Source organism: Pseudomonas sp. FW300-N2F2 (assembly GCF_017351655.1).
Taxonomy (GTDB): domain Bacteria; phylum Pseudomonadota; class Gammaproteobacteria; order Pseudomonadales; family Pseudomonadaceae; genus Aquipseudomonas; species Aquipseudomonas fluorescens_AA.
This window is the reverse complement of the sequence record NZ_JACNDQ010000004.1, coordinates 486801-513521: the sequence shown is the minus strand read 5'-3', so window position 1 is coordinate 513521 and position 26721 is coordinate 486801. Positions and strand designations below refer to the sequence as shown.

The following is a 26721-nucleotide window of genomic DNA, read 5'->3' as shown; positions in this document are numbered from 1 at the left end:
GACACAACTGTTCAGACCAGTAAGACCGCTGCCCACCAGCAAAACCGTGGCTTTGGCCGATTAAAAGTCGCCTTGGCATGGCCTGTGCTCTGTCCGAACGCAGAAATCACATCACCGATTGCGGAGATTCGCCATGATTCAGCGTTGCAGCGTCCTTCTCACAGCCCTGTTTGCCAGCCTGATGCTTTGTCAGTTGCCCGCCCACGCCGATGGCCTGGAAGACGTGGTCAAGCGTGGCACCCTCAAGGTCGCCGTGCCCCAGGACTTCCCGCCATTCGGTTCGGTCGGCCCGGACATGAAACCCCGTGGCCTGGACATCGACACCGCGAAACTGCTGGCCGACCAGCTCAAGGTCAAGCTTGAACTGACGCCGGTCAACAGCACCAACCGTATCCCCTTCCTGACCACTGGCAAGGTCGACCTGGTGATTTCCAGCCTGGGCAAGAACCCGGAGCGGGAAAAAGTCATCGACTTCTCCAGTGCCTATGCGCCGTTCTACCTGGCCGTGTTCGGCCCGCCTGATGCCGCCATCAGCACCCTGGACGACCTCAAGGGCAAGACCATCAGCGTCACCCGTGGCGCCATCGAAGACATCGAGCTGACCAAGGTCGCCCCCGAAGGCACCACCATCAAGCGCTTCGAAGACAACAACTCGACCATCGCCGCCTACCTGGCCGGCCAGGTAGACCTGATCGCCAGCGGCAACGTGGTGATGGTCGCCATCAGCGAACGCAACCCCAAGCGTGTTCCGGCGCTGAAGGTGAAACTCAAGGACTCGCCGGTGTACGTGGGCGTGAACAAGAACGAGCAGGCGCTGCTGGACAAGGTCAACCAGATCCTGGCCACCGCCAAGACCGATGGCAGCCTGGAGAAGAATTCCCAGACCTGGCTCAAGCAGCCGCTGCCGGCCGATCTCTGACCGTCGCTTGAGAGGCTGAGCATGGCTTATCAGTTCGATTTTCTGCCGGTGGTGCAAAACACCGAGCTGCTGCTGCGCGGTGCGCTGTTCACCCTGGAACTGACGGCCATCGGTACGTTGCTCGGGGTCGGCCTGGGCATCGTCGGCGGCGTGGTGCGGGCGTGGAACATTCGCCCGTTCGCGGCGATCTTCGGTGTGTACGTGGAATTGATCCGCAACACACCGTTCCTGGTGCAGTTGTTTTTCATCTTCTTCGGCTTGCCGTCCCTGGGCCTGCAGATTTCCGAATGGCAGGCGGCGGTGCTGGCGATGGTGATCAACCTCGGCGCCTACTCCACCGAGATCATCCGCGCCGGTATCCAGGCGATCCCGCGGGGGCAATTGGAAGCGGCTGCGGCCCTGGCCATGAGCCGCTTCGAGGCCTTCCGCCACGTGGTGCTGCTGCCGGCATTGGGCAAGGTCTGGCCGGCCCTGAGCAGCCAGATCATCATCGTGATGCTCGGCTCGGCGGTCTGTTCGCAGATCGCCACCGAAGAGTTGAGCTTTGCCGCCAACTTCATTCAGTCGCGCAACTTCCGCGCCTTTGAAACCTACGCACTGACCACGCTGATCTATTTGTGCATGGCGCTGCTGATCCGCCAGTTCCTGAACTGGGTGGGGCGCCGCTACATTGCCAGGAGCGGCCAATGAGCGATTTCACTTTCTGGGACGTGGTGCGCAACCTGCTCACCGGCCTGCAATGGACCCTGGCGCTGTCGCTGGTGGCGTTTATCGGCGGCGGCGTAATCGGCCTGCTGGTGATGGTGCTGCGCATCTCCAAAAGCGCCCTGCCCCGCAACATTGCCCGCACCTACATCGAGTTGTTCCAGGGCACGCCGCTGTTGATGCAACTGTTCCTGGTGTTCTTCGGCGTGGCCCTGGCCGGGGTGGAGATTTCGCCGTGGATGGCGGCGGCCATTGCCCTGACGCTGTTCACCAGTGCCTACCTGGCGGAGATCTGGCGCGGTTGTGTCGACTCGATTTCCAACGGCCAGTGGGAAGCCTCGGCGAGCCTGGCCCTCAACCCGCTGGAGCAGTTGCGCTACGTGATCCTGCCCCAGGCCCTGCGCATCGCCGTGGCGCCGACCGTGGGCTTTTCCGTGCAGGTGGTCAAAGGCACAGCCGTGACGTCGATCATTGGCTTTACCGAACTGACCAAGACCGGCGGCATGCTCGCCAACGCCACGTTCGAGCCGTTCATGGTCTATGGCCTGGTCGCCCTCGGTTACTTCCTGCTCTGCTACCCCTTGTCCCTCAGTGCGCGCTACCTGGAAAGGAGACTGCATGCCTCTGCTTAGAATTACCGCCCTGCATAAATACTACGGCGATCATCACGTGCTCAAAGGCATCGACCTGACCGTCGAGGAAGGCCAGGTGGTGGCGATCATCGGCCGTAGCGGCTCGGGCAAATCCACCTTGCTGCGCACCCTCAATGGCCTGGAGTCGATCAACGACGGCGTGATCGAAGTCGACGGCGAATACCTCGATGCCGCCCGCGCCGACCTGCGCAGCCTGCGGCAGAAAGTCGGAATGGTGTTCCAGCAATTCAACCTGTTCCCGCACCTGACGGTGGGCGAGAACGTGATGCTCGCGCCGCAAGTTGTTCAAAAAGTGCCCAAGGCCAAGGCGGCCGAGCTGGCGCGGCAGATGCTGGAGCGGGTCGGGCTTGGGGAGAAATTCGATGCCTTCCCCGACCGGTTGTCCGGCGGCCAGCAGCAACGGGTGGCGATTGCCCGCGCGCTGGCGATGTCGCCGAAAGTGCTGCTGTGCGACGAAATCACCTCGGCCCTGGACCCGGAACTGGTCAATGAAGTGCTCAGCGTGGTGCGGCAACTGGCCAAGGAAGGCATGACCCTGATCATGGTCACCCACGAAATGCGTTTCGCCCGGGAAGTGGGCGACAAACTGGTGTTCATGCACCAGGGCAAGGTGCATGAGGTGGGCGATCCCAAGGTGCTGTTCGCCGATCCGCAGACCGCGGAGCTGGCGAATTTCATCGGGACCGTCGAGCCTGTGGCCTGAGGTTTGTGGTGCCGGCTCCGGCCTCATCGCGAGCAAGCTCGCTCCCACAGGTTCTCGGTTGCCGGCTATCGCGCAGGCGAGACAAAACACGTGTGGGAGCGAGCTTGCTCGCGATTGACCGCGAAGCGGTCGCCTTTGCGTTGGCGTAAGCGGTCGATCGTGGCAGGATGGCGAGGTTATCGACCGAGACTTTTTGACCATGCCGCAATCCCAAGCCAAGAATCTGTCCCTGATCGCCGCCATCGACCTGGGCTCCAACAGCTTCCACATGGTCGTCGCCAAGGCCCAGAACGGGGAAATCCGCATTCTTGAGCGGCTCGGCGAGAAGGTCCAACTGGCCGCCGGCATCGACGAAGAACGCAAGCTCAGCGAAGAATCCATCCAGCGCGGGCTCGATTGCCTCAAGCGGTTTGCCCAACTGATCAACGGTATGCCCCTGGGCGCGGTGCGGATCGTCGGCACCAACGCCCTGCGCGAGGCGCGCAACCGTGGCGAATTCATCCGTCGCGCCGAAGAGATCCTCGGCCATCCGGTGGAAGTCATCTCCGGCCGTGAAGAAGCCCGCCTGATCTACCTTGGCGTCTCCCACACCCTGGCGGACACCCCGGGCAAGCGCCTGGTGGCGGACATCGGTGGTGGCAGTACCGAATTCATCATCGGCCAGCGCTTCGAACCGCTGTTGCGCGAAAGCCTGCAGATGGGCTGCGTCAGCTACACCCAGCGTTATTTCCGCGACGGCAAGATCACCCCGGCCCGCTACGCCCAGGCCTACACAGCGGCGCGCCTGGAAATCATGAGTATCGAACACGCCCTGCACCGCCTGACCTGGGACGAAGCCATCGGCTCCTCCGGGACCATTCGCGCCATCGGCCTGGCGCTCAAGGCTGGCGGCCATGGTACGGGCGAGGTCAACGCCGAGGGCCTGGCCTGGCTCAAGCGCAGGGTGTTCAAGCTCGGTGAAGCGGACAAGATCGATTTCGAAGGCATCAAGCCCGACCGCCGGGCGATTTTCCCGGCGGGCCTGGCGATCCTCGAAGCGATTTTCGACGCCCTCGAACTGCAACGCATGGACCACTGCGAGGGCGCTCTGCGCGAAGGCGTGCTCTACGACCTGCTGGGGCGTCATCATCACGAAGACGTGCGTGAGCGCACCCTGGGCTCGCTCATGGAGCGTTATCACGTCGACCTGGAGCAGGCCGCACGAGTCGAACGCAAGGCACTGCATGCCTTCGACCAGGTGGCCGATGACTGGGACTTGAACGACGGGGTCTGGCGCGAACTGCTGGGCTGGGCCGCCAAGGTCCATGAAGTGGGCCTGGACATTGCCCACTATCACTACCACAAGCATGGCGCCTACCTGATCGAGCACTCGGACCTGGCGGGCTTCTCCCGGGAAGACCAGCAGATGCTCGCGCTATTGGTGCGCGGCCATCGGCGCAACATTCCCAAGGATAAATTCGCCGAGTTCGGCGATGACGGCATCAAGCTGATTCGCCTGTGCGTACTGCTGCGCTTTGCAATCCTGTTCCACCACATCCGTGGCACCCAGGAAATGCCCCAGGTCGCCCTGCATGCCGACAGCGATCAACTGGACGTGATGTTCCCCGACGGATGGCTGGAAGAAAACCAGCTGACCCAGGCCGACTTCGCCCAGGAAGCCGAGTGGCTGACCCGGGTCGGGATTGTGCTGAACATTCACTGAGCCCCGCTACAACACAGATCTCTGAGGCGAGGGAGCTTGCTCCCGCTGGAGGGCGAAGCCCTCCCAAGACTTGGGGCTGCTTCGCAGCCCGGCGGGAGCAAGCTCCCTCGCCACACAAGCGAAGCCTGCCTCCCCTCCCCCGTTTTTTTAACGAACCGCCAACACCGGGCTGCTCAAGCGCTCCAGCAACGTCGCCTGGGCGCTGCGCGGGTTCTGGTTGCCGGTCGGCGTGTTGCGGATGTAACGGCCATCCGACTGCAGGCTCCAGCTATGGGTGTTGTCGGTGAGGTAGCTTTCCAATTCCTTCTTGACCCGCAGGATCAGCTTCTTGCCTTCCACCGGGAAGCAGGTCTCGACTCGCTTGTCGAGGTTGCGCTCCATCCAGTCGGCGCTGGACAGGAACATCTGCTCCTCCCCGCCGTTGAGGAAGTAGAACACCCGGGTATGCTCCAGGAACCGCCCGATGATCGAGCGTACATGGATGTTGTGGGACACCCCCGGGATGCCCGGCCGCAGGCAGCACATGCCCCGCACCACCAGGTCGATGCGCACGCCCGACTGGCTGGCCTTGTACAACGCACGGATGATCTTCGGATCGGTCAGCGAGTTGAACTTGGCAATGATGTGGGCCGGCTTGCCGTCCAGGGCGAACTGCGTCTCCCGGGCGATCATGTCGAGCATGCCCTTTTTCAAGGTGAACGGCGCGTGCAGCAGTTTCTTCATGCGCAGGGTCTTGCCCATGCCGATCAACTGGCTGAACAGCTTGCCGACGTCTTCGCACAAGGCATCGTCGGAGGTCAGCAGGCTGTAGTCGGTGTACAGGCGGGCGTTGGCGGCGTGGTAGTTGCCGGTGCCCAAGTGGGCGTAACGCACGATCTCACCGGCCTCGCGGCGCAGGATGAGCATCATCTTGGCGTGCGTCTTGAAGCCGACCACGCCATAGATCACCACCGCGCCGGCTGCTTGCAGGCGGCTGGCCAGTTGCAGGTTGGATTCTTCGTCGAAACGGGCGCGCAATTCGATCACCGCCGTGACTTCCTTGCCGTTTCGCGCCGCGTCCACCAGGGCATCGACGATTTCCGAATTGGCGCCGCTGCGGTACAGGGTCTGGCGCACCGCCAGGACGTGAGGATCCTTGGCGGCCTGGCGCAGCAGGTCGACCACCGGCGTGAACGACTCGAACGGGTGCAACAGCAGGATGTCCTGCTTGCTGATCACGCTGAAAATGTTCTCGCTGTTTTGCAACAGTTTCGGGATCTGCGGCGTGAACGGCAAATATTGCAGCTCCGGGTGACTGTCCAGGCCGGTGATGCTGAACAGTCGGGTCAGGTTGACCGGACCGTTGACCTGATACAGCTCGGTCTCGTGCAGGTTGAACTGCTTGAGCAAGTAGTCGGACAGGTGTTTCGGGCAGGTGTCGGCCACCTCCAGGCGCACCGCATCGCCGTAGCGACGGGAGAACAGCTCACCGCGCAGGGCGCGGGCCAGGTCTTCGACGTCCTCGGTGTCCACCGACAGGTCGGCGTTACGCGTCAGGCGGAACTGGTAGCAACCCTTCACCTTCATGCCCTGGAACAGGTCATCGGCGTGGGCGTGGATCATCGACGACAGGAACACATAATTGTCGCCGGGGCCGCCGACATCTTCCGGCACACGGATGATGCGCGGCAACAGGCGCGGCGCCGGAATGATCGCCAGGCCGGAATCGCGACCGAAGGCGTCGATGCCCTCCAGTTCGACGATGAAGTTCAGGCTCTTGTTGACCAGCAGCGGGAACGGGTGCGTCGGATCGAGACCGATCGGCGTGATGATCGGCGCGATCTCGTCGCGGAAATAGCGGCGCACCCAGGTCTTGATCTTGGTGTTCCAGTAGCGCCGGCGGATGAAGCGCACCTGATGCTTTTCCAGCTCCGGCAACAGGATGTCGTTGAGGATCGCGTATTGCCGGTCCACATGGCCGTGGACCAGCTCGCTGATGCGGGCCAGGGCCTGGTGCGGTTGCAAGCCGTCGGCACCCGCCTGTTCACGGGCGAAGGTGATCTGCTTCTTCAGGCCGGCCACGCGGATTTCGAAGAACTCATCCAGGTTGCTGGAAAAGATCAGCAGGAATTTCAGCCGCTCCAACAGCGGATAGGACTCGTCCAGCGCCTGCTCCAGCACGCGGATGTTGAACTGCAGTTGCGACAGCTCGCGATGGATGTACAGGCTGCTGTCATCCAGGTTCGGAATGGCAATCGCCGGCGCCGGGGCGGGCTCGATGACGGCCGGGGGAGCGGGCTCCAGCTCCGGCGGTGTTTCGGCAACTTGCTCGACCACGGGTTGAGCGTCTTTTACGGCAACTTCGGAGAGTCCTTCGGTATTCATCGCAAGTTCCTGGGAGGCTATTTCTGCTCTCGTAACAATTGGGCGGCGCGCACGGCAAAGTAAGTCAGGATGCCATCGGCACCTGCGCGTTTGAAAGCGGTCAAGGACTCCAGGATCACCCCTTCGCCCAACCAACCGTTCTGGATCGCGGCCATGTGCATGGCGTACTCGCCGCTGACCTGATAAACAAAGGTCGGCACTTTGAATTCGTCTTTGACCCGGCAAAGAATGTCGAGGTAGGGCATGCCAGGCTTGACCATGACCATGTCTGCACCCTCTGACAAGTCAGCCGCCACTTCGTGCAAGGCTTCCTGACTGTTGGCCGGGTCCATCTGATAAGAGGCCTTGTTGGCCTTGCCCAGGTTCAGGGCCGAGCCGACCGCATCGCGGAACGGGCCGTAATAGGCGCTGGCGTACTTGGCCGAATAGGCCATGATCCGCACGTTGACGTGACCGGCCACCTCGAGGGCTTCGCGGATCGCCTGGATGCGCCCGTCCATCATGTCCGAGGGGGCCACCACCTGGGCACCGGCCTCGGCGTGGGACAGCGCCTGCCTGACCAGTGCATCGACGGTAATGTCGTTCTGCACGTAGCCCTCTTCATCGAGGATACCGTCCTGCCCGTGGGTGGTGAACGGGTCCAGCGCCACGTCGGTGATCACCCCCAGCTCCGGGAAACGCGCACGCAGGGCACGCGTCGCACGCTGGGCGATGCCCTCCGGGTTCCAGGCTTCGGCGGCGTCCAGGGACTTGAGCGCCGGTGGCGTGACCGGGAACAGGGCCAGCGCCGGAATGCCCAGCTCGACCCAGTGGGCGGCTTCTTCGAGCAGCAGGTCGATGGTCAGGCGTTCCACCCCGGGCATCGACGCCACCGCTTCGCGACGGTTCTCACCGTCCAGCACGAATACCGGCAGGATCAGGTCATCGGTGGTCAGCACGTTTTCACGCACCAGCCGACGAGAGAACTCATCACGGCGGTTGCGACGCAGGCGGGTAGCAGGGAACAGACGATTGGCGGGGGTAAAGCTCACGGCAGACTCCTGAGCCCGCAGACGGGCGAGCGTGACAGTTATAAGCGGACATTATGACGAACGTGTGACAGTTGTGCTAAGGCGCGTCCGGTAGTCGCAGTCATTGTCTTCTGTAGGAATTGTTCACGTCGAGACACATTTCGATACTTTCCTGAATGTGCCTGAAGGGTTAGGCTGCGCGTTCATTTCGCCAGCACCCAGACAATGCTCCAACAATTTCTGCATGACTTCGGCTACTTGGCCTTGTTTATCGGCACGTTCTTCGAAGGCGAAACCATCCTCGTGCTCGCAGGTTTCCTGGCGTTCCGTGGCTATATGGACATCAACCTGGTAGTGGTCGTGGCTTTCTGCGGCAGCTACGCGGGCGATCAGCTGTGGTATTTCCTGGGACGCAAGCACGGCCGCAAGCTCCTGGCGCGCAAGCCGCGTTGGCAGTTGATGGGAGATCGCGCGCTGGAGCACATCCGCCGGCATCCAGACATCTGGGTGCTGAGCTTCCGCTTCGTCTATGGCCTGCGCACGGTGATGCCGGTGGCGATCGGCCTGTCAGGCTACCCGCCGGGCCGCTACCTGTTGCTCAACGGCATCGGCGCGGCGATCTGGGCCACGGCCCTGGCCGCTGCCGCGTACCACTTCGGCGCCGTGCTGGAAGGCATGTTGGGCAGCATCAAGAAATATGAGCTGTGGGTACTCGGCGCGCTGCTGGTGCTGGGCCTGGGCCTGTGGCTGCGTCGACGCATCAAGAATGCGCGGCTGGCCAGGAAAGTCCTCGAAGCCGAACGCCTGGAACAAGCCAGGTCCGACGCACCTACGACGCCAACCGAGTAAACCGGCTGCGGCAGCAATACAGCCCGATGCCACTGAGCAGGCTGTAGCTGAGCAGCCCGACCCAGGCCACAGCGCTGGCCGGCCACAACCCGGCCAAGGGCGCCAGCCACACCAGCGGCAGGTTCGAGGCCAGCCGCAACAACTCCAGTTTCAGCGCCCACGGGCGATTCTCCAGGGCCACGCCCAACACGAACAGACCGAACGCCACCGCGCCCCACCCCAGCACCAGGGCGGCGACCGGCAGGCTGCTTTCAAGGTTCATCAAATAACTGCCCAAGGCAATGTAGACGCAGAACTGCAGCCCCACGTACCACTGCTGGCGCGGGTCCAGCGGCACGGTGAATTTGCGGAACTGGCTCAGGTCCGGCTTGTTCAGCGGGTACTGGGCCGCGACGTCCGCCGGACGCCAGCCGGTGGGCATGAACCAGATCCGCAGCTTGTCCCTCCAGCGCCCGGTCCGCCGCGCATCGGCCCACAGCTGTGCATAGAACTGCAGGTTGGCCCACAACGGATTCCAACTCGCCAGCGGCGTGGTCACGCCAAAAATCACCGGTTCGTTATCGTCTTCTTCTTGGAAGGTGCCAAATAGACGGTCCCAAATAATGAACACCCCGCCGTAGTTGCGATCCATGTAGAGAGGGTTCTGTGCATGGTGGGCACGATGATTGGACGGCGTCACGAAGCACCACTCCAGCCAGCCGAGCTTGGGAATGTGCTGGGTGTGGACCCAGAACTGGTACAGCAGATTCAACGCCGCGACGCTGACGAAGACCACCAGCGGCACGCCCAGCACGGCGAGCGGGACGTAGAAGATCCAGCTCAACAGGAACCCGGTGCTGGTCTGGCGCAACGCGGTGGACAGGTTGTAGTCCTCGCTTTGGTGGTGAACCGAATGGGCAGCCCAGAGGATGTTGCGCTCATGGCCCATGCGGTGCAGCCAGTAGTAACAGAGGTCGTAGAGCACGAAGGCGAACACCCAGGTCCAGGCCCGGTCGGCAGGCAGTTCGATGACGGCCAGGTGTTTCAGCGCAAAGGCGTAGGTCAGCAGCCCCACGCCCTTGGTCAACAGGCCCGTGGTGGTCGACAGCACGCCGGTGCTCAAGCTGTTGATCGCGTCCGCCACGCGGTAGTGGCTCACACCCCGCCAGCGATCGGCCAGCAACTCGACGGCGATCAGCACGAAGAAGAACGGCACGGCATACAGGATGAAGTTCATGACGCAACCCAGGCACGCGAGGCAAGGAGATAGTCGGCAGATTAGGTGTAGCTGCCCGATCCCCCTATGGCAACGAGTGACAAATTAGTAGACATTTAACGCCATGAATCTGGAGAAAAGCCCATGAGCAAAAAAATTGCAGTGATCCTTTCCGGCTGTGGCGTCTATGACGGCGCCGAGATCCACGAAAGCGTGATCACCTTGCTGCGTCTCGACCAGCGCGGGGCGCAGGTCCAGTGCTTCGCCCCCAACATTGCCCAGTTGCATGTGATCAATCACCTGACCGGCGAGGAAATGCCCGAGAGCCGCAACGTGTTGGTGGAGTCGGCGCGGATCGCCCGGGGCAACGTAAAGGATTTGCGTGAAGCCAGGGCCGAGGATTTCGACGCCTTGATCGTACCCGGTGGTTTTGGCTCGGCGAAAAATCTCTCCAACTTTGCCGTCGAAGGCGCCGGCTGCACCGTCCAGCCAGAGGTCCTGGCCTTGACCGAGGCCTTTGCCGAGGCGGGTAAACCGGTCGGGCTGATCTGCATCTCTCCGGCCCTGGCGGCCAAAATCTATGGCCCGGGGGTGACGTGCACCATCGGCAACGACCCGGACACGGCGGCAGCCGTGGGCAAAATGGGTGGCACTCACGAAGAGTGCGCGGTCACCGACATCGTTGAAGACCGCGCGCGCAAACTGGTCAGCACCCCGGCCTACATGCTGGCGCAGAACATCAGCGAAGCGGCTTCAGGCATCAACAAGCTGGTGGACCGGGTGTTGGAGCTGACGCACGAGAATGACGCCTAGCGACACGCCGAGCCCCTGTGGGAGCGAGCTTGCTCGCGATAGCGTCGGTTCAGCTACATTTGCATTGGTTGATACACCGTATCGCGAGCAAGCTCGCTCCCACAGGGGGGGTGGGCATGATTCAAGGCAATCGGGTCAGACGCGTCAATATCCGATCCAAAGCATTGGCAAACCCCTGCTTGTCCCGCTCGCTGTACGCTGCCGGGCCGCCGCCCATATGGCCCTGTTCGCGCAGATCGGTGAACAGGTTTCGCACCGCCAGCCGCTCGCCCATGTTTTGCGCATCGAACTCCTTGCCTCGCGGGTCCAGGGCCGCGACGCCCTTCTTCACCAACCGATCAGCCAGGGGCACGTCGCTGCAGATCACCAGCTCACCCGGCACGGCGTGTTCCACCAGGTAGTCGTCCGCCGCGTCGGGGCCGCTGGGCACCACGATCAATTTCACACAGGCCAGGGCCGGCTTGATCTGCGGTTGACCGGCCACCAGCACCACCTCGAACCGGCGCTTCAGGGCGAACTTGACCACCAGCTCCTTCGCCGCCTTGGGGCAGGCATCGGCGTCGATCCATACGCGCATCGGGATTGTTCCTCTTTTTAAATGCATCGCGAGCAAGCTCGCTCCCACACAGGACAGCCTACATCGTGTGGGAGCGAGCTTGCTCGCGATCATGAGCGCAGCGAATGCCGCTGTTCAGGAAACCTGGACCCGACGCTTCTCCGCCACCCAACTGCGCCCATACAGCACCACGATCGCCAGGATCGCCACCACTTGAGCGGCCAGCGAATAGGCATCGGCATGAATGCCCAGCCAGTCGAAGTCGAAGAACGCCACCGGGTGGGTGCCGAAGATCCCGGCTTCCTGCAACGCCTTCACGCCATGACCGGCAAACACCACCGACAGTGCGCACAGCAACGCGGCGTTGATGCTGAAGAACAGCGCCAGCGGCAGTTTCGCCGAGCCGCGCAGGATCACCCAGGCCAGCCCCACCAGCAACACCAGCGCCGTCGCGCCGCCAGCCAATACTGCGTTATGCCCGGCAGGACCCGCTTGCAACCACAGGGTTTCGTAGAACAGGATCACTTCGAACAGTTCACGATAGACCGAGAAGAACGCCAGGATCGCAAAACCAAACCGACCACCGCCGCCCACCAGGCTGCTCTTGATGTAATCCTGCCAGGCTGCCGCGTGACGACGGTCGTGCATCCAGACGCCCAGCCACAGCACCATCACACTGGCGAACAACGCCGTCGCGCCTTCGAGCAGCTCGCGCTGGGCGCCGCTGACGTCGATCACATACGCCGCCAGCCCCCAGGTCGCCAGGCCGGCCAGCAGCGCCAGGCCCCAACCGACGTTGACGCTGCGCACCGCCGACTGCTGACCGGTGTTGCGCAGGAACGCCAGGATCGCCGCCAGCACCAGGATCGCCTCTAACCCTTCACGCAGCAGGATCAGCAACCCGGAAATGTAGCTCAGCGACCAGCTCAAGCCATCGCCACCCAGCAGGCCAGCGGACTCCTTCAACTTGGCCTTGGCCGCGTCCAGGCGCTGTACGGCCTGCTCCACCGGCAAACCGTCCTGCAACGACTGACGGTAGGCCATCAGGGCCTTTTCGGTGTCCTTGCGCACGTTGGCATCGACGTTGTCCAGCGAGCTTTCCACCAGCTCGAAACCTTCCAGGTAAGCCGCTACCGACAAGTCATAGGCCTGGTCGTGGTCACCGGCGCGATACGCCGCGATGCTTTTATCCAGGGTGGCGGCCGTGTAGTCGAGCAACTGCGCCGGGCCACGTTGCACCTGCGGCGGCTGGGCGCGCTGGGCACGGAATGTCGCCGCCGCTGCGGGGCCTTGCGCGGCGAGCACTTCGGCTGGAGTCTGGCGCGCCAGGTCAGCGAGATTGAAGACCTGTTCGCTTTTGGCCGCGGCCGGGTCGGCGCTGAAGCTGGCGATGTAGGTTGCCAGGTCCCAGCGCTGACGGTCGTCGAGCTGATCGGCGAAGGCCGGCATGTCGGTGCCTTCGATGCCCATGCCGAGGGTGTTATAGATTGCGTAGAGACTCAGGCGATCCAGGCGCTGGGCGTCGCGCAAGTTGGCGGGCGGCGGTTCCAGGCCAACACCGGCAGGACCGTCGCCGGCACCGCTGGCGCCGTGGCACACCGAGCAATTCTGCGCATACAGCGGCGCGCCGCGGGTCGGGTCGGGCGTGATGACCGGTGCCTGGCTGACTTCATACGCTACCGCCAGCTTGGCCCCCAGTTGCCGCGCCAGGCGCGCAACATCGCCGCCGTCCTGGCGCTGGGTGATCGCCGTGCGCAAGGTGCCGATGCCCTGGACCAGCTCAGTCTTTTCCGGCTTGGCCGGCAACCCGGCGACCAACCCTTCCAGCGCCTGGGTAAATTCCAACTGCTCGCGGTACTCCGCCTCGTCGATGACCTTGCCCGCCTCGACCGTCGCCGGGTAATCCGCCCCGATGTAATCCAATAAATGCAGCGCCTGGGGGGCACTCTCGAGGGTGTCGGCCTGCAGCGCAGTGCTGCACAAAGCAAGCAATGGCAGTACAAGCCAGGCCAGGAAACGGTACGGCGCAGTCATGAATGACTCTCAGTTGGTAATAAGAAGTAACACATTGTTCACTTCCAATGGCTTCGGCTCAAGGGCGGATGTGGCTTGGGAGCCGATTTTCATCGGATTTTCATGCTTTGGAGGTGATGTCACAAAAACGGCATTTAGGCATTGAAAAGCCATTACATAGCCAAGCGCCATGTTTATAATCCCGCCGCCTTCTTATCATTCGATGGCATAAAAGCTCCTCTTTTTATGAGGAACCGACAGCGTACCGACGCTTGTCCGTGGGATCGCTCCAGCCCGACCCGCACACCCCGGCTGCTATCAGGGAAGAAAATGTTCATGGCATCCCGTGCCGTTCTTTCGGTCGCCCTCGGCGCGATCACCTTGTTGTCCGACCGCCTGGAGCAGCGCCGACCAACAAGTTGCCCAGTGGGAAGATGCGGTCAAGCTCGACACGGCCAAGTACCTGGCTCAGTTCGGCAGCTTCCTGGTCAACGATAAAGTCCGTCGCTACGAAGGCTACGATTACGAAAAGGTCATGCTGACCACGCAGATGGCCCTGAATCTGCTGGCGGTGAATGACTTCGACGGCGCGCGGACCCAGATCAAGAAGACCCACGAACGCGAAGCGGTGATCGCCGACCTGCGGGACAAGGAATACCTCAAGCGCGAGGAAGAAGCCGAGAAACAAGGGGTCAAGACCGAGTACAAGGACCTCCAGGGTTACCCGGTGGCCAGCCTCGACGCCCCGGAAGTGGTCAGCCTCAAGAACAGCTACCAGAGCGCGTTCAGCCATTACCTGGCCGGCTTCGTCTACGAAGCCCTGGGTGAAAAGGACCTGGCCGCACCGGGTTATCGCAAGGCCGCCGAACTGCGCCCCAACACACCGTTGCTGGAGCAGGCCCTGCGTGACCTCGACAAGCCCGCCGCCAAGAGCGACGACAGCGACATCCTGATCGTGGTGCAGAGTGGCCTGGCACCGTCCCGGGACTCGATCCGCATTCCCTTGCCTTTGCCAATCAGCGGCAACCTGGTCATCACGCCGTTGTCGTTCCCACTGATCAAGCCAGACACTTCCACGGCCACCTTCGGCCAGATCGGTGTCGACGGCCGCCAGCTGGACCTGACCCAACTCAACAGCACCACCGCCATGTCCCGTCGGGCCCTGCGCGACGACATGCCGGGCATCATCCTGCGCACCACCGTGCGCGCCGTCACCCGTGGCGTGGCGCAAAAGCAGATCAACGAGACCAATCCCCTGGCCGGCCTGGCCGTCGGCCTGACCTCGGCGGTATTCGAAGGGGCCGACACCCGGACCTGGCGCACCCTGCCCGACTACACCCAGGTGGTGCGCCTGCGCCTGAAGAAAGGCGAGCACCAGGTCACCTTGCCAAGCGCCGTGGGCGGCTCGGTGGTCAAGGTCACCGTCGACCAGCGCTACCAGGTCATCAGCCTTCGCGCGGTGGGTAACCAAGTGTTCGCCGGTGGCCTCGCGGCCCAGGTGATGCCAAGCGCCAACCCGACCGCCATTGCCCTCAAGCAACCTTAAGAACGGAGTCTTGTTCACATGCGTTTAAAACTGATCGCCGTCGGCGCCCTGGCCTTGCTGGCCGGTTGCGCCACCCCGCCGCCACCGGAGCCGGGCAGCGCCGCCAGCAAGGTCGTGGCGATGGGCAAGACCAAGAACATCGTGGTCGGCGCCATGCGCGTGGCCCGGGAAAACGGCTACATGACCGTCAATGTCCAGTTGAGCAACACCAGCTACAACAACAAGACGATGTACTACCGCTTTGCCTGGTTGGGGCCGGAAGGTTTTCCGATCGCCGAGGAAGAAACCTGGAAAAGCCTGACGCTGTACGGCGAACAGACCAGCTTCCTGCCGGCCATCGCCCCGACGCCCAAGGCCGTGGACTTCCGCTTGGAAATCAATACCCCTTAAAAACGCAAAAAACTGTGGGAGCGAGCTTGCTCGCGATAGCGCTGGATCAGCCAGCCATGATGTGACTGACACACGGCTATCGCGAGCAAGCTCGCTCCCACAAAAACGCCCGAGTGACGCGTTATCCCTTTTTCAGTTTTCGAGAGCCCCTACATGTTCGTACGCATTTCATCCCTCGCCCTCGCCGCCCTGCTGGTCAGCGGCTGTGCCAACAACTCGCCGGTCCTGGGCAACAAGAACATCAGCTACGGCGATACCAAGGCCGTGGAAACCGTGACCAACGAGTTCGGCTCCACCGACCTGCAAATGATCGCCGAGTCCATGACCCGCTCCCTGGCCCAGTCCGGCATCCTGCAGGGTCGCCCGGTGGTCCAGGTCTATGACGTGAAGAACAAGACCAGCGAATACATCGACACCCGCGAAATCACCACCAGCATCAAGACCCAGCTGATGAAGACCGGCGCTGCCCGTTTCGCCAGCGACAACACCGCCATGGACAGCCAGGTCGACCAGCTCAAGCTGCAGAACCAGAGCGGCCTGTACAAGAAAAGCACCGTGGCCAAGACCGGCAACATGATCGCGGCCAAGTACCGCCTCGAGGGCTCCATCAGCTCGATCGTCAAGCGCAGCAGCGACTACAAGGACGTCTTCTACAAATTCAGCCTGCAATTGATCGACGTCGAGAGCGGTCTGGCCGAGTGGATGGACGAAAAAGAAATCCGCAAGACCACGGAGCGCTAAGCCATGCGCACATGGATAGGCATCATGGCCCTGGCCTGCGCATTCAGCGCGCAGGCGGCCCCAAAAGTCGCGGTGACCGACCTGGCGTACCAGGAGCGGGTGGAGGAATACATCCACACCGTTTCAGCGCAGAGCAACTTCCAGGCGAACCCCTACAGCGCCAGCGCTTCCTCGAGCTACGACGAGATGGAAGCCACCAGCAGCTACATCGAGCAGGGTGAACTGCGCAAATTCACCGGCGACATCAAGGGCGAGATCCTGCGCAGCGGGATGTTCCAGCTGACCCAGGGCACGCCCCACACGGCGGCGTCCAGTGGCGACGTCTATGACGTCATCAAGCGCATCAAGGCCGGGAACTTCAAGGGTGCCGACTACGTGCTGTTCGGCACGGTGTCGGACATCGACTTCACCCGCGACATCAACGAACTGGCCAACACCGACAGCTACTCGGCCGTGCTGGCGCTGACCCTGGTGGCGGACTTCAGCTTGATCAACACCAAGACCTACGAAATCACCTCGGCCTTTACGGCCATGGGCGAAGGCCAGGACACCAAGTTGTTGAACCACCGGGACGTGCGCATCAGCCTCAACCGTCCACGGGTGGTGCGCGAAGTGTCCAAGGCCCTGGGTGAAGACGTGGCGCGGCAGCTGAGCGAACAACTCGGTGGCCCGAGCTACCAACAGCCCGGCGAGCCGATGCAGCGCAACAATCTGCCCCGGGATACCGCGCCGGTGATCCTGCGCTGAGCCACACCGCGGGATAGGTAGGTGCTTTTGTGGCGAGGGAGCTTGCTCCCTCGCCACAGGTGTTGTGTATAAGCCGGCTACACCGCAGCCTTGCGAATCGTCGCGAGCAAACCCGCCGCGCCAATGAACATACCCGCGAAGGCGCGGTTCATCCGCCGTTGCTGCTTCGGTGTGCGCAGCAGGCGCAGGACTTTGGACGCCAGCCCGGTGTACCCGGCCATGACGATGAGATCGACGACGATCATTGTGACGCCCAGGATCAGGTATTGCGGGATCAACGGTGCATGGGGATTGATGAACTGCGGCAACACCGCCAGCATGAACACCAGCGCCTTGGGGTTGCTGACGTTGACCAGAAAGCCGCGAAACACCAGTGCCAGGGGTTTGCCGATGGGCCGCGGGGCCGCGTCATCAGTCATGTCACCGGGAATGGCTCGCCACTGTTTGACCCCCAGGTAGACCAGGTAGGCCACGCCGAACCACTTGATTGCATAGAACGCGGTGGCCGACGCCGTGAGGATCGCGCCAACACCCGCGGCGACGATCACGATTTGCAGCGCCAGGCCCAGTTGCAGGCCCAGGGCATTCCAGTAACCGCGCCAAAACCCGTAGCGCAAGCCACTGGACATCGATGCAATGGCACCGGCGCCCGGGGAAAGACTGATCACCCAACAGGCGGCGAAAAACGCCAGCCATGTTTCCAGCACCATTGCACACCTCGGCTCGGACTCGTCGAAAACGACTAAGCTAATGCGCCGCCGCAGGATTGACCATCGCTTTTTTGCAAAAAAAAGCCAATCGGCGAGACCAGGTTATTCGACGAACCCACCCACCGGAAACGCTTCGCTGCCACGCCAGCGCCGTACCGAACGCTGGAAAAACAGACTGTTGGGCACTTGCACCATGGCGCTGCCGGTGCCGAGTTCCTCGGGCTCGATCAGCGTGGTGTACAGCAGATTGATCGCCACCACGCGCCCTTTGATGCCGGGCTTGTCGGTGGTATCCACCAACTCGACCACATCGCCCAGGCGAAACGGTCCGACGGTGTAGATCAACACGGCGCAGAACAGGTTGGACAGCACGCTCCAGATGGCGAAGAACGCCACCGCTGCCACCGCGACAAAACCCGACAGAGCCGTCCACAGCACCGTGGCCGAGACGCCCAGGCGTTCGAGCACCACCAGCACCGCAGTCCCCATGATCAGCCAGCGCAGCACGCCCCGCAGGATAATCACCAGTTGGGGTGGAAGCGGGTAACGCTCACCCAGGCCTGTGAGCGCACGCGCGACGAAGCGCTGCGAGACATAACCGGCCACCAGGATCAGCAGGATTTGCACACCGAGCCAGATCGGCTCGATCCACATGACAGGAACAGGCAACGCCAACGCTTCCATCAGGACAACGCCTCCAACTCCGCTTGCAGGTTTTCCAGCAGTTCCAGCGCTTGCATCCACGCCTCCTCGAGCTCCGCTTCCCGAACCTTCAGCTTGGCCTGTTCGGCCAGCAGGTCACGCAACTCATCCTTGCGCGCCGCCTCGTAGAGACCGCTGTCGCCCAGGCTGGTTTCGATTTTCTGCAGCTTTTCATGCAGCTTGCCCAGCTCGGCTTCGAGCTTGTCGGCCTCACGCTTGTGCGGCGCCAGTTGCTGGCGCAATGCGGCGGCGGCCTGGCGCTGGGCCTTTTTGTCGGTCTTGTCCGGGTTGACCGGCGTGCTGCTGACCGGCGCGTTGCGCTGGCGGTATTCCACCAGCCAACGGGCATAGTCTTCCAGGTCACCGTCGAACTCCTCGACCTTGCCGTCGGCGACCAGGAAGAAATTATCCGTGGTGCTCTTGAGCAAATGCCGATCATGGGACACCACCAACACCGCGCCAGTGAATTCCTGCAAGGCCATGGTCAGGGCCAGGCGCATTTCCAGGTCCAGGTGGTTGGTCGGTTCGTCGAGCAGCAACAGGTTCGGCCGGCCCCAGGCGATCAACGCCAGCGCCAGGCGCGCCTTTTCGCCACCGGAGAAATTCAACACCGGCTCGTCGATGCGCGCCCCGCGGAAATCGAACCCACCGAGGAAATCGCGCAGGGTTTGCTCGCGCTCGGTTGGCGCCAGGCGTTGCAGGTGCAGCAGCGGGCTGGCCTTGGAATCCAGGGAATCGAGCTGGTGCTGGGCGAAATAGCCAACGACGGTGTTCTCGCCTCGGGTCAAGCGGCCAGCCAATGGCTGGAGTTCGCCCGAGAGGTTCTTGATCAGGGTCGACTTACCGGCACCGTTGGGGCCCAGCAGACCGATCCGCGCACCCGGGGTCAGTTGCAGCTTGACCTTCTCCAGCACGGTCTTGTCGCCATAACCCAGGCGCGCGTCGGACAGGTCGATCAACGGGCTGGAAATCTTGGTCGATTCGCGGAAGACAAAATCGAACGGTGAATCGACGTGGGCCGCCGACAGCTCTTCCATCCGCTCCAGCGCCTTGATCCGGCTCTGGGCCTGGCGGGCCTTGGTGGCCTGGGCCTTGAAGCGGGCGATGTAGCTTTCCATGTGCGCACGTTGCGCCTGTTGCTTCTCGTAGGCCTGCTGTTGCTGGGCCAGGCGTTCGGCACGGGCGCGCTCGAAGGCACTGTAGCCGCCGCGGTACAAGGTGAGCTTGCGCTGGTCGACATGGGCCACGTGATCCACCACCGCGTCGAGGAAATCGCGGTCGTGGGAAATCAGCAGCAGCGTGCCCGGGTAACCCTTGAGCCAGTCTTCGAGCCAGATGATGGCGTCGAGGTCCAAGTGGTTGGTCGGTTCATCGAGCAGCAGCAGATCCGAAGGGCACATCAGGGCCTGCGCCAGGTTCAGGCGCATCCGCCAGCCACCGGAGAAGTCCCCGACCTGGCGGTCCATCTGTTCATTGGTAAAACCCAGGCCAGCGAGCAGCTTGCGCGCGCGGGCATCGGCGGTATAGCCGTCGGCACTGTCGAGTTCCGCGTGCAGGCGGGCCTGTGCGGCACCGTCGTGGGCCGCTTCGGCTGCCGCCAGGTCACGCTGCACCTGGCGCAGGCGCAGGTCGCCATCGAGCACGTAGTCCACCGCCAGACGATCGAGGGTGTCGACCTCCTGGCGCATGTGAGCGATACGCCAGTCGGCCGGCAGCAGGCAATCGCCCGAGTCCGGGTGCAGCTCGCCTCGCAGCAAGGCGAACAGGCTCGATTTGCCGGCGCCGTTGGCACCGATGAGGCCGGCTTTGTGGCCGGCGTGCAGGGTCAGCTCGGCGTCTTCTAGCAGACGTTGCGGGCCACGCTGTAAAGTCAGGTTCTGAAGTCGGATCATAATGGCGGCGGAGTCTACCAGCTTCGCTCGCAACTGGCGCGAGTAGCACGATGTCCCCTGACCTGTGGAGTTTCTCCCTCGACCTCTATGCCAAGCCTGGCGTGGAGCCTGCGTGCCTGACGCTGCAGAGCGCCGGCGTCAATGTCTGCCTGCTGCTTTGCGGACTGTGGCTGGAACGACGCGGCGTGGCCTGCAATGAACAACGGCTGCAACAGCTTCGACAATTGACCGAGCCTTGGGAGGCAGAGGTGGTAAGACCCTTGCGCGCGCTTCGCAGCCAGTGGAAAACCGGTGCCCGGCAAGACACGGCACTCGATAGCCTGCGCGAACAGGTCAAGCGACTGGAATTGGAAGCCGAACGACGATTGCTGGAACGATTGCAGGCGGCGGCCGAGGATTGGCCTGAGGAACAACGGAACGATTCAGCGCTATGGCTGCAACGGCTGGCGGCGAATGCCGAACCAGCGAGCCGCGACGCGCTGCATCAGCTGCGCGTCGCGGTGTCCGGCACTTAGGAAGCGCTGGTTGGGGTGCTGCTGGTGGTCGGCGCAACGGCGGCTGGGCTGGTCGCCGAGGCCGGAGTGCTGGCGGTAGGCGCAGGCGTCGCGGTCGGAGCCGGAGCCGGTGTCGCAGGCTTGGCGGCTGGCGCAGTCGCAGGTTTTGCAGCGACTGGCTTTTTCACGGCCGGTTTAGCGGCGGGCTTGGCGGCGGGCTTGGCGGCAGCTGGCTTGGCCGTAGCGGGCTTGGCAGCTGTTGGCTTCGCGGCAGCAGGTTTGGCAGCGGCTGGTTTGGCAGCCGTTGGCTTCGCGGCAGCAGGCTTGGCAGCGGCTGGTTTGGCAGCCGTTGGTTTCGCGGCAGCAGGCTTGGCAGCGGCTGGTTTGGCAGCGGGTTTAGTCGCTGCTTTGGCAGCGACGGGCTTGGCAGCCGTTTTCGCAACAGGCTTGGCCGCAGCAGGTTTGGCAGTGGATTTTACCGCCGCTTTGGCAGCCGGTTTAGCGGCAGCGGTTTTCGGCGCGGCAGGTTTTGCGGCGGCGGTTTTAGCGGCAGGCTTGGCTACAACTTTTGTTGCTGGTTTAGCGGCGGCTTTTACAGCGGGCTTGGCAGCGGCAGGTTTAGCGGCCGCCGTTTTTGCGGCTGGCTTGGCAGCAGCCTTGACGGCTGGTTTTTTTGCCGCAGGTTTTGCAGCGCTGGCAGCGACGGGTTTGGCAGCTGGTTTGCTGGCCGCCTTGGCCGGTGCCTTGGCGGCAGGTTTGGCTGCGACTTTGGCCGGTGCTTTTACCACGGCGGGTTTAGCCGCCGGCTTCTTGGCCGATACAGCGGCAGGCTTGGCAGCACGAAGCGACAGCGCCTTGCCCGCAGCTTCTTGCACACGACCGACACCCTGGGCCAGTTTCAGGCTTTCCTGGGCATCACGCTTGAGTTGCAAAATGTAGGCGCGGGTTTCGGACTGACGATCCTTCAAGGCATCGAGCAGGTCTTCGAGCTCTTTCACGATATCTTTGGCCTTGGCTTGCGCCTTGGCCTTGCCAGCGGTAGCTGCGTCTTGCAATTTGGTGCGCGACTTGTGCAGTTTTTCCTGCGCTTTGCCGCGTTGCTTTTCCAGTTTGGCGAGCAGTTTTTCAGCATCAGCCAGGGCTTGGGAGCAGGCGTTTTCCAGATGTTCGAGCAAGCTGCCCGAGAGTTGTTGGAGCAAGTGCAACGGAGTGTTTACAGGCTTCTTGGTGGCCGACATGGTTTACCTCCTGACTGACGTGAGTGCGGCTCATACTAGACCTCTGCTGCAACCGCCGCTAGGGCATGTTGACAGTACACAAGACGTTGCGTTGCAAGGGACGAAAAATCTTCTGCGCCAGTGCCTTGGCAATCCACCTCTACAGATATCGACACTGGCATAATTCCTCGATTCGAGGCCGGAGAGCACACATGTCGCGTCACCTGTTTTTATTCCTGTGCATGGCTTGCGCCACGGTCCAGGCCGTTGAAAAAACCAGCGCAAACGATGCCCACGATCTGGCTTACAGCCTGGGCGCCAGCCTCGGCGAACGCCTGCGCCAGGACGTGCCGGACTTGCAGATCAAAGCCTTGGTCGAAGGTTTGCAACAGGCCTACCTGGGCAAACCGCTGGCCCTGAAAGATGAACGCATCGAACAGATCCTGGCCGAGCACCAGGCGCAACTGAACGCGCCATCGACAACGCCGCAGGCCGAAGCTGCGTTGAAAACCGAGCAGAAATTTCTCACCGAAGAAAAAAACCGGCCCGGGGTCCAGCAACTGGCTGACGGCATCCTGCTGACCGAAATCAAGCCGGGCCATGGCGCCAAAGCCAGCCCTCACGGCAAGGTCCAGGTGCTGTATACCGGTCGATTGCCAGACGGCACCGTCTTCGATTCAAACCGCCAGGCACAGTGGTTCAATCTTGACAGTGTGATTGATGGTTGGCGCAGTGCATTGCCGCAAATGCCGGTCGGCGCGAAATGGCGGCTGGTGATTCCGTCGTCCCTGGCCTATGGCGCTGAAGGGGCCGGGGATGTGATCCCGCCGTACACACCGTTGGTGTTTGAAATCGAGTTGCTGGGCGCGACGACCTGACGCCGGCCCTGACCCAACGAAAAACGGTGCGCAATGCGCACCGTTTTTTCATGACCGCGAACCCTCAGGCCTGGACCGCAGCTTCTTCCTTGTGAGCGTTGTGCAGCACTTCGATCAGGCAGTCTTCCAACTCGAAACGCTCGTGCAGCAAGCCGCCCAGCTCCTTGAATTTTTCCGCTACGCACTTGCCTTCATCGCACAGGTCGTTGAACGCCAGCAGCTTCTCGGTGATGACATCGATGCGCGGGTAGATCGTCTCGGCCAGTTCAAGGCCGCGCTTGTCGTTGAAGGCCTTGGCCTCGCCCGTCAGTTGTTCGTATATCTCGAAATGACCGGCAGACACATAGTCGACCAGCACGCCGCAGAAATCCTGCAAGGGTTTGCGGCTTTCGCTCAGGGCTTCAGGCTTGGCGCCGAGATCATCGTAGGCCCGAACCAGTTCGTGACGCTCCTGCAGCCAGCGATCGATCAGCAGATGCACTCCACCCCAGCGTTCCTGAGCATTCTGACAACTTTCGAGCATGGTGATTTCTTCCCTTGTGAGTCATGCCCCCTCGCAGCCTGTGCACGCCTGATGACCAGGGACAAGCCAGACACAACATGATCGAGCGGCACAATTCCAATAACACGTGCGGGCCAGATTATGCCCGCACGACAACGGCTTCAAGGTACGCAGGAGATAAAGTTCATACAAGTGTTTAATCCAGGGCCCGGACCAACTGCGACGTCTCGCCGCTGAGCGGTCGTACCAGAGCACTCCAGGCAAGGCGCAGCAGCAGGTAAGTCATGGCGCTGGACACCGCGAGAAAAAATAACAGGCTCCACTCGGGGATGCTCAGGTCGAACAGCGTCCACGTGATATTCGCGCAGTCGACGTCGCCGTCGAGGACACGATGCAACGCGCACCACCATGACCTCGTCGGGTTGAGCTGTGCGGCACAATCGGATAACGACTCGAACGAGCGGCTTTGCATCAGGACCTGACGCCACGCCAGGGTCATGCCCCCGGTCGCAAAAACCAATCCTGCGGCGCCATAGAAGAGACTGCCTCGTTGGCCTGGACCGTGTACGCACGCTACGAGGCTGTTCGCCAGGAACAGCATCAGGCACAACCGCTGCAAGACACACAGACTGCAAGGCGTCAGGCCGGCCGAATACTCCAGATAAGTGCTGATGCCCAAAGCCAGGGCGGCGGCGATGGAAGCCATGAGAAACGAGAAGCGTGAGCTGGCCAAAGACATGGCGATTCCGTAACAGAAGAGACAAGCAGTTACGGTAGAGGAAAGCCCTCGGGCCTTTCAAGGCAGCCCCGCGCAGACACTTCATCAGGGGTGTAGGGAATTCCCGACAGGTCGAAGAGGATTCGGCGCGGTCAGCTGTAGGACTTTGCTGAAGGTATGACCAAAGCTCCAAAAACAAACGGGTGTCACCGGTGGGGGCAAGGCTTGCCCGCGATGAAGACGACGCGGTCTTTGAGAAACCGAGGTGCCTGTTCGCGAGCAAGCTTTGCTCCCACCCATGCGGGAGCGCCACAATGACTCATCTCAAGTGGAGAAGACCTGGGCCGGAACCGGCAGCGGCGCGGCCAGCAGACGCTCATCCAACAGCCCCAACCCCTCCTGGAACAACTGGTTGCTGCGCTCGGCATCCCCCAGTTGCGCCAGCAGGCGTGCCAGTTCGGCGCAGGCTTCGGGATTGCGCTGGACGCGCAAACTGCTTTCCAGATAATCCCGCGCCTTGCCCCACAAGCTGTTCTGCAGGCATAGGCGCCCCAGGGTCAGCAACAGGCTCGGGTCGGCCGGGTGGTCCTTGAGCCAGCCTTCGGCCGCTTGCAACTGGCGGATCGGATCACTGCCGCGCACCAGCCCGTACAGGCGCGCCAGATGGCTGTCATAGTGACGCTTGAGCGCGCTGCGCAGCACCTCTTCGGCTTCGACCTGGGCGCCCAACTGGCGCAATTGCTCGGCATAGGCCAGCACCAGCGCCGGCTCCTGGCGCTGTGCGGAGGTCAGTTGTTGCCAGGCGCGATTGAGCGACTGCAAACCGACGCTGCCGTCCTCCTCGCGGTGGGCCGCCAGGGTCAGGTTTTCGCCCCAGGCACGCCGCTCCAGTTCAGCCAGTTCGGCCGGCGGCAGGACTTTATCCTTGCGCAGCTCCGGCAACAGCCGGATCACCGCCGACCAATCGCCGCGCTGCTGATGCAGCCGTTGCAATTGGCGCAGGACCTGGGCGTTATGGGGGTGACGCTCATGCATGGCTTGCAGCGTGCTCAATGCGCCATCCGTGTCACCTCGATCCATCTGCAATTGCGCGTGCGTCAGGGCAATGGCCAGTTCCGCCTGGGGCTGACGCTCCAGGGCGCGCTCGAGCAAACTGTCGCTCTGTTCGTAAAGCCCTTGTTCGTTGGCCGCGCGGGCGGCCCCCAGATAATACAGCAGCGGCTGGCGCTCGGCTTCGGCGGCACGATGCAGATGGCGTTGGGCACTGGCCCAGCGACCTTCGGCCAGGTCCAACTGGCCGTGTTCGATCGCCACTTGCACCCGACGGCTGCGGTTGCGTCGCGACCACGGGTTGACCACGCCGCTGGACGTGGTCACCAGCCCAATCAGCGCCCTCAGGCCTCGCCACACCAGCCAGAGCACCGCCACCAGGGCCAGGGTGACCCACAGGCCAGCTTCATAACGGAAGTTCTTGTACGCCACCAACACGTAACCCGAATGCTCGGCAATCGCTACGCCCAGCAAAGCTGCGGCAGCGATGACCACGAACAGAATCACGTAGAGACGCTTCATGGCGTGGCCTCCTGCGCGCCTGGCGCGGGCAGCGGCTTGACCGATTCCTGGGCATTGAGGTTGCGACGCTCAAGGTAGGCCTGGACGCTGCTCAGCGTGCCCGTGAGGTCCGGGGTGACCACCGTCACCGGCTGCTTGGACAGCTCACCCACGCGTTCGAGCATGATTTTGCTTTGCGGATTGTCCTGGTTGAAGTTGTTCGCCAATACGTCCCGGGCCTCGGTCAGCGCCTGGGTGTATACCGGCGCCTGACCATTGAGGGCGGCCCATTGCGCCTGCTCCAGCGCCAGGCTCAAGGCCAGGCGCACTTGCACGAGGCTTTGTCCGGCCAGCAGCGGACGGACGTTCTCGTCGGCGTTGAAGTCGATGCGGATGTAGCGCGAGATCTGGTCCCACCACTGCGCCCACCGGCTGGCCCCATCGCCGTCGGCGGTCAGGCCCAGCAGCGACTCGCCCCGATCCTTGTACTCGGGTGCCAGTTCGGTCAGTTGCAGCACCTGGTCACGCAAGGCGCCCAGTTGCAGGAACAGCCCGGTACGATCCGGTTGTTCGGTGCTGCGCAGCGCAGCGAGGGTCTTGGCCAGTTGCTCGCGGGCGGCGAACGAACCGGGGTCGTTCTGTTCGCGCAGGATTTCGTCAGCGCCCTGGACCAGCGCCTGGGCACTGTCGATGTCTTGCAGGGCGGAAAGACGCAGGCTGGCCAGGCGCAACAGGTGCTCGGCCTCCGCCAGGCGCCAATCCTTGCGGCTGGCACCCAGCACGGTTTCCAGGCGCTGGTTCAGGTGCTGCTGATCACCTTGCAACTGGGCCACCTGGCGCCGCCGCTCCTCCAGCTCTTCGGCCGGGGGCAATTGCGCCAGGCGCTCGCTCAGGCGTTGCTCGTTGAGCTTGAGGGTCTGGGCCTGGTCGTTCAGCGCCTGGACCTGGGCGGACTGCTGCTGGTTATTGGTTTGCAGGTGACGTACCTGCCACACGCCCCAACCGCCCACAGCGACACCGGCGGCGCCGAGCAGCAAGGCAACAATGGCCAACCCGTTGCCGCGGCGCGGCGCAACTGGGGGCGGGGGTTCAACCGGCGCATCGATCGCTGGCTGGTCTAGATCTTCTTTTGGCAAGGCTGTTTCGCTCAC

Annotated in this window: 25 protein-coding genes and 1 pseudogene; 13 read left to right on the top strand and 13 right to left on the bottom strand. The window is 62.6% G+C overall.

What is annotated here, in order from left to right:
- Positions 1 to 133: 133 nt before the first annotated feature.
- The 5 genes from J4E63_RS28940 (at position 134) to ppx (ending at position 4682) form a co-directional block, all read left to right on the top strand.
- On the top strand, positions 134 to 919 hold the full coding sequence (locus J4E63_RS28940) for a transporter substrate-binding domain-containing protein (protein WP_207284042.1): 786 nt from the start codon (positions 134 to 136) through the stop codon (positions 917 to 919).
- Between the two features lie 21 nt (positions 920 to 940).
- Positions 941 to 1609 carry an amino acid ABC transporter permease gene (locus J4E63_RS28935; RefSeq protein WP_072405981.1) on the top strand — a complete coding sequence of 223 codons (669 nt, stop codon included), beginning with the start codon at positions 941 to 943 and terminating at the stop codon, positions 1607 to 1609.
- On the top strand, positions 1606 to 2256 hold the full coding sequence (locus J4E63_RS28930; protein ID WP_053126442.1) for an amino acid ABC transporter permease: 651 nt from the start codon (positions 1606 to 1608) through the stop codon (positions 2254 to 2256). Before J4E63_RS28935 ends, J4E63_RS28930 begins: the two co-directional genes overlap by 4 nt.
- Entirely contained in the window at positions 2243 to 2980 is a 738-nt protein-coding gene (locus tag J4E63_RS28925; protein ID WP_060740120.1) for an amino acid ABC transporter ATP-binding protein, read from the top strand. Before J4E63_RS28930 ends, J4E63_RS28925 begins: the two co-directional genes overlap by 14 nt.
- Positions 2981 to 3179: 199 nt before the next feature.
- On the top strand, positions 3180 to 4682 hold the full coding sequence (ppx, locus tag J4E63_RS28920) for an exopolyphosphatase (RefSeq protein ID WP_207284041.1): 1503 nt from the start codon (positions 3180 to 3182) through the stop codon (positions 4680 to 4682).
- 147 nt (positions 4683 to 4829) lie between these two features.
- Here the strand turns inward: ppx and ppk1 are convergent, their stop codons facing one another.
- Both ppk1 and hemB read right to left on the bottom strand, forming a co-directional pair.
- Positions 4830 to 7046: a polyphosphate kinase 1 gene (ppk1, locus tag J4E63_RS28915; protein ID WP_060740118.1), complete on the bottom strand. Its 2217-nt coding sequence runs from the start codon at positions 7044 to 7046 to the stop codon at positions 4830 to 4832.
- Between the two features lie 17 nt (positions 7047 to 7063).
- Entirely contained in the window at positions 7064 to 8077 is a 1014-nt protein-coding gene (gene hemB / locus J4E63_RS28910) for a porphobilinogen synthase (protein WP_072405986.1), read from the bottom strand.
- 204 nt (positions 8078 to 8281) lie between these two features.
- Between hemB and J4E63_RS28905 the strand changes: the two genes are divergently transcribed.
- On the top strand, positions 8282 to 8905 hold the full coding sequence (locus tag J4E63_RS28905) for a DedA family protein (protein WP_207284040.1): 624 nt from the start codon (positions 8282 to 8284) through the stop codon (positions 8903 to 8905).
- On the opposite strand, the gene J4E63_RS28900 is transcribed toward J4E63_RS28905, so the two are convergent.
- The gene (locus tag J4E63_RS28900; protein ID WP_207284039.1) at positions 8886 to 10121 is read right to left on the bottom strand and encodes a sterol desaturase family protein; all 1236 of its coding nucleotides are present in this window, start codon (positions 10119 to 10121) and stop codon (positions 8886 to 8888) included. The genes J4E63_RS28905 and J4E63_RS28900 overlap by 20 nt on opposite strands.
- A gap of 123 nt (positions 10122 to 10244) precedes the next feature.
- On the opposite strand from J4E63_RS28900, the gene elbB reads away from it, so the two are divergent.
- Positions 10245 to 10913 carry an isoprenoid biosynthesis glyoxalase ElbB gene (gene elbB / locus J4E63_RS28895; RefSeq protein ID WP_207284038.1) on the top strand — a complete coding sequence of 223 codons (669 nt, stop codon included), beginning with the start codon at positions 10245 to 10247 and terminating at the stop codon, positions 10911 to 10913.
- 121 nt (positions 10914 to 11034) lie between these two features.
- Here the strand turns inward: elbB and J4E63_RS28890 are convergent, their stop codons facing one another.
- Both J4E63_RS28890 and J4E63_RS28885 read right to left on the bottom strand, forming a co-directional pair.
- Positions 11035 to 11490, bottom strand: a complete 456-nt coding sequence (locus tag J4E63_RS28890) for a YaiI/YqxD family protein (RefSeq protein WP_060740113.1) — start codon at positions 11488 to 11490, stop codon at positions 11035 to 11037.
- Between the two features lie 114 nt (positions 11491 to 11604).
- The gene (locus tag J4E63_RS28885; RefSeq protein ID WP_207284037.1) at positions 11605 to 13503 is read right to left on the bottom strand and encodes a cytochrome c/FTR1 family iron permease; all 1899 of its coding nucleotides are present in this window, start codon (positions 13501 to 13503) and stop codon (positions 11605 to 11607) included.
- Between the two features lie 373 nt (positions 13504 to 13876).
- Between J4E63_RS28885 and J4E63_RS28880 the strand changes: the two are divergent.
- The 4 genes and pseudogenes from J4E63_RS28880 to J4E63_RS28865 form a co-directional block, all read left to right on the top strand.
- A pseudogene (locus J4E63_RS28880) lies at positions 13877 to 15028 on the top strand (COG3014 family protein); the annotation flags it as partial.
- Between the two features lie 18 nt (positions 15029 to 15046).
- Positions 15047 to 15418 (top strand): YcfL family protein, encoded by a 372-nt coding sequence (locus tag J4E63_RS28875; protein WP_003206754.1) that lies wholly within the window; start codon positions 15047 to 15049, stop codon positions 15416 to 15418.
- 153 nt (positions 15419 to 15571) lie between these two features.
- Positions 15572 to 16159: a penicillin-binding protein activator LpoB gene (lpoB, locus tag J4E63_RS28870; protein WP_003177333.1), complete on the top strand. Its 588-nt coding sequence runs from the start codon at positions 15572 to 15574 to the stop codon at positions 16157 to 16159.
- Between the two features lie 3 nt (positions 16160 to 16162).
- Complete coding sequence (locus tag J4E63_RS28865) at positions 16163 to 16906, top strand: hypothetical protein (protein ID WP_060740111.1); 744 nt, start codon at positions 16163 to 16165, stop codon at positions 16904 to 16906.
- 77 nt (positions 16907 to 16983) lie between these two features.
- Here J4E63_RS28865 and rhtB read toward each other — a convergent pair whose 3' ends face one another.
- The 3 genes from rhtB to J4E63_RS28850 all read right to left on the bottom strand — a co-directional run bounded on the left by rhtB (position 16984) and on the right by J4E63_RS28850 (position 20210).
- Positions 16984 to 17616: a homoserine/homoserine lactone efflux protein gene (gene rhtB, locus J4E63_RS28860; RefSeq protein ID WP_060740110.1), complete on the bottom strand. Its 633-nt coding sequence runs from the start codon at positions 17614 to 17616 to the stop codon at positions 16984 to 16986.
- A 102-nt stretch (positions 17617 to 17718) separates the two neighbouring features.
- The gene (locus J4E63_RS28855; RefSeq protein WP_060740109.1) at positions 17719 to 18300 is read right to left on the bottom strand and encodes a mechanosensitive ion channel family protein; all 582 of its coding nucleotides are present in this window, start codon (positions 18298 to 18300) and stop codon (positions 17719 to 17721) included.
- Entirely contained in the window at positions 18300 to 20210 is a 1911-nt protein-coding gene (locus J4E63_RS28850; protein ID WP_207284036.1) for an ATP-binding cassette domain-containing protein, read from the bottom strand. The genes J4E63_RS28855 and J4E63_RS28850 overlap by 1 nt, the downstream gene beginning before the upstream one ends.
- 50 nt (positions 20211 to 20260) lie before the next feature.
- On the opposite strand from J4E63_RS28850, the gene J4E63_RS28845 reads away from it, so the two are divergent.
- The gene (locus J4E63_RS28845; RefSeq protein WP_207284035.1) at positions 20261 to 20725 is read left to right on the top strand and encodes a TIGR02444 family protein; all 465 of its coding nucleotides are present in this window, start codon (positions 20261 to 20263) and stop codon (positions 20723 to 20725) included.
- On the opposite strand, the gene J4E63_RS28840 is transcribed toward J4E63_RS28845, so the two are convergent.
- Positions 20722 to 21942, bottom strand: coding sequence for an AlgP family protein (locus J4E63_RS28840; RefSeq protein WP_207284034.1), 1221 nt, complete (start codon positions 21940 to 21942; stop codon positions 20722 to 20724). The genes J4E63_RS28845 and J4E63_RS28840 overlap by 4 nt on opposite strands.
- Positions 21943 to 22133: 191 nt before the next feature.
- Between J4E63_RS28840 and J4E63_RS28835 the strand changes: the two genes are divergently transcribed.
- Positions 22134 to 22799: an FKBP-type peptidyl-prolyl cis-trans isomerase gene (locus J4E63_RS28835; protein ID WP_192262544.1), complete on the top strand. Its 666-nt coding sequence runs from the start codon at positions 22134 to 22136 to the stop codon at positions 22797 to 22799.
- A gap of 64 nt (positions 22800 to 22863) precedes the next feature.
- Here the strand turns inward: J4E63_RS28835 and J4E63_RS28830 are convergent, their stop codons facing one another.
- From J4E63_RS28830 to J4E63_RS31030, 4 genes are all read right to left on the bottom strand, one after another.
- Positions 22864 to 23322 (bottom strand): Rsd/AlgQ family anti-sigma factor, encoded by a 459-nt coding sequence (locus tag J4E63_RS28830; RefSeq protein WP_060740104.1) that lies wholly within the window; start codon positions 23320 to 23322, stop codon positions 22864 to 22866.
- Positions 23323 to 23497: 175 nt separating this feature from the next.
- A complete protein-coding gene (locus J4E63_RS28825) occupies positions 23498 to 24040 on the bottom strand; it encodes a disulfide bond formation protein B (RefSeq protein WP_192262542.1) in 543 nt (180 codons plus the stop codon).
- Between the two features lie 303 nt (positions 24041 to 24343).
- Positions 24344 to 25591 (bottom strand): heme biosynthesis protein HemY, encoded by a 1248-nt coding sequence (locus J4E63_RS28820; protein ID WP_207284033.1) that lies wholly within the window; start codon positions 25589 to 25591, stop codon positions 24344 to 24346.
- On the bottom strand, positions 25588 to 26721 hold the full coding sequence (locus tag J4E63_RS31030) for a uroporphyrinogen-III C-methyltransferase (protein ID WP_310650723.1): 1134 nt from the start codon (positions 26719 to 26721) through the stop codon (positions 25588 to 25590). The genes J4E63_RS28820 and J4E63_RS31030 overlap by 4 nt, the downstream gene beginning before the upstream one ends.

Bases quoted from the DNA above. Each gene is read 5' to 3' on its own strand.
- J4E63_RS28885 (WP_207284037.1), bottom strand. From the start codon at position 13,503: ATGACTGCGCCGTACCGTTTCCTGGCCTGGCTTGTACTGCCATTGCTT.
- ppx (WP_207284041.1), top strand. From the start codon at position 3,180: ATGCCGCAATCCCAAGCCAAGAATCTGTCCCTGATCGCCGCCATCGAC.
- J4E63_RS28875 (WP_003206754.1), top strand. From the start codon at position 15,047: ATGCGTTTAAAACTGATCGCCGTCGGCGCCCTGGCCTTGCTGGCCGGT.
- J4E63_RS28865 (WP_060740111.1), top strand. From the start codon at position 16,163: ATGCGCACATGGATAGGCATCATGGCCCTGGCCTGCGCATTCAGCGCG.
- J4E63_RS28835 (WP_192262544.1), top strand. From the start codon at position 22,134: ATGTCGCGTCACCTGTTTTTATTCCTGTGCATGGCTTGCGCCACGGTC.
- J4E63_RS28820 (WP_207284033.1), bottom strand. From the start codon at position 25,591: ATGAAGCGTCTCTACGTGATTCTGTTCGTGGTCATCGCTGCCGCAGCT.
- J4E63_RS28905 (WP_207284040.1), top strand. From the start codon at position 8,282: ATGCTCCAACAATTTCTGCATGACTTCGGCTACTTGGCCTTGTTTATC.
- ppk1 (WP_060740118.1), bottom strand. From the start codon at position 7,046: ATGAATACCGAAGGACTCTCCGAAGTTGCCGTAAAAGACGCTCAACCC.
- J4E63_RS28840 (WP_207284034.1), bottom strand. From the start codon at position 21,942: ATGTCGGCCACCAAGAAGCCTGTAAACACTCCGTTGCACTTGCTCCAA.
- J4E63_RS28830 (WP_060740104.1), bottom strand. From the start codon at position 23,322: ATGCTCGAAAGTTGTCAGAATGCTCAGGAACGCTGGGGTGGAGTGCAT.
- J4E63_RS28825 (WP_192262542.1), bottom strand. From the start codon at position 24,040: ATGTCTTTGGCCAGCTCACGCTTCTCGTTTCTCATGGCTTCCATCGCC.
- J4E63_RS28900 (WP_207284039.1), bottom strand. From the start codon at position 10,121: ATGAACTTCATCCTGTATGCCGTGCCGTTCTTCTTCGTGCTGATCGCC.
- J4E63_RS28845 (WP_207284035.1), top strand. From the start codon at position 20,261: ATGTCCCCTGACCTGTGGAGTTTCTCCCTCGACCTCTATGCCAAGCCT.
- J4E63_RS28850 (WP_207284036.1), bottom strand. From the start codon at position 20,210: ATGATCCGACTTCAGAACCTGACTTTACAGCGTGGCCCGCAACGTCTG.
- J4E63_RS28935 (WP_072405981.1), top strand. From the start codon at position 941: ATGGCTTATCAGTTCGATTTTCTGCCGGTGGTGCAAAACACCGAGCTG.
- J4E63_RS28855 (WP_060740109.1), bottom strand. From the start codon at position 18,300: ATGGAAGCGTTGGCGTTGCCTGTTCCTGTCATGTGGATCGAGCCGATC.
- J4E63_RS28930 (WP_053126442.1), top strand. From the start codon at position 1,606: ATGAGCGATTTCACTTTCTGGGACGTGGTGCGCAACCTGCTCACCGGC.
- rhtB (WP_060740110.1), bottom strand. From the start codon at position 17,616: ATGGTGCTGGAAACATGGCTGGCGTTTTTCGCCGCCTGTTGGGTGATC.
- J4E63_RS28940 (WP_207284042.1), top strand. From the start codon at position 134: ATGATTCAGCGTTGCAGCGTCCTTCTCACAGCCCTGTTTGCCAGCCTG.
- lpoB (WP_003177333.1), top strand. From the start codon at position 15,572: ATGTTCGTACGCATTTCATCCCTCGCCCTCGCCGCCCTGCTGGTCAGC.
- elbB (WP_207284038.1), top strand. From the start codon at position 10,245: ATGAGCAAAAAAATTGCAGTGATCCTTTCCGGCTGTGGCGTCTATGAC.
- J4E63_RS28890 (WP_060740113.1), bottom strand. From the start codon at position 11,490: ATGCGCGTATGGATCGACGCCGATGCCTGCCCCAAGGCGGCGAAGGAG.
- J4E63_RS28925 (WP_060740120.1), top strand. From the start codon at position 2,243: ATGCCTCTGCTTAGAATTACCGCCCTGCATAAATACTACGGCGATCAT.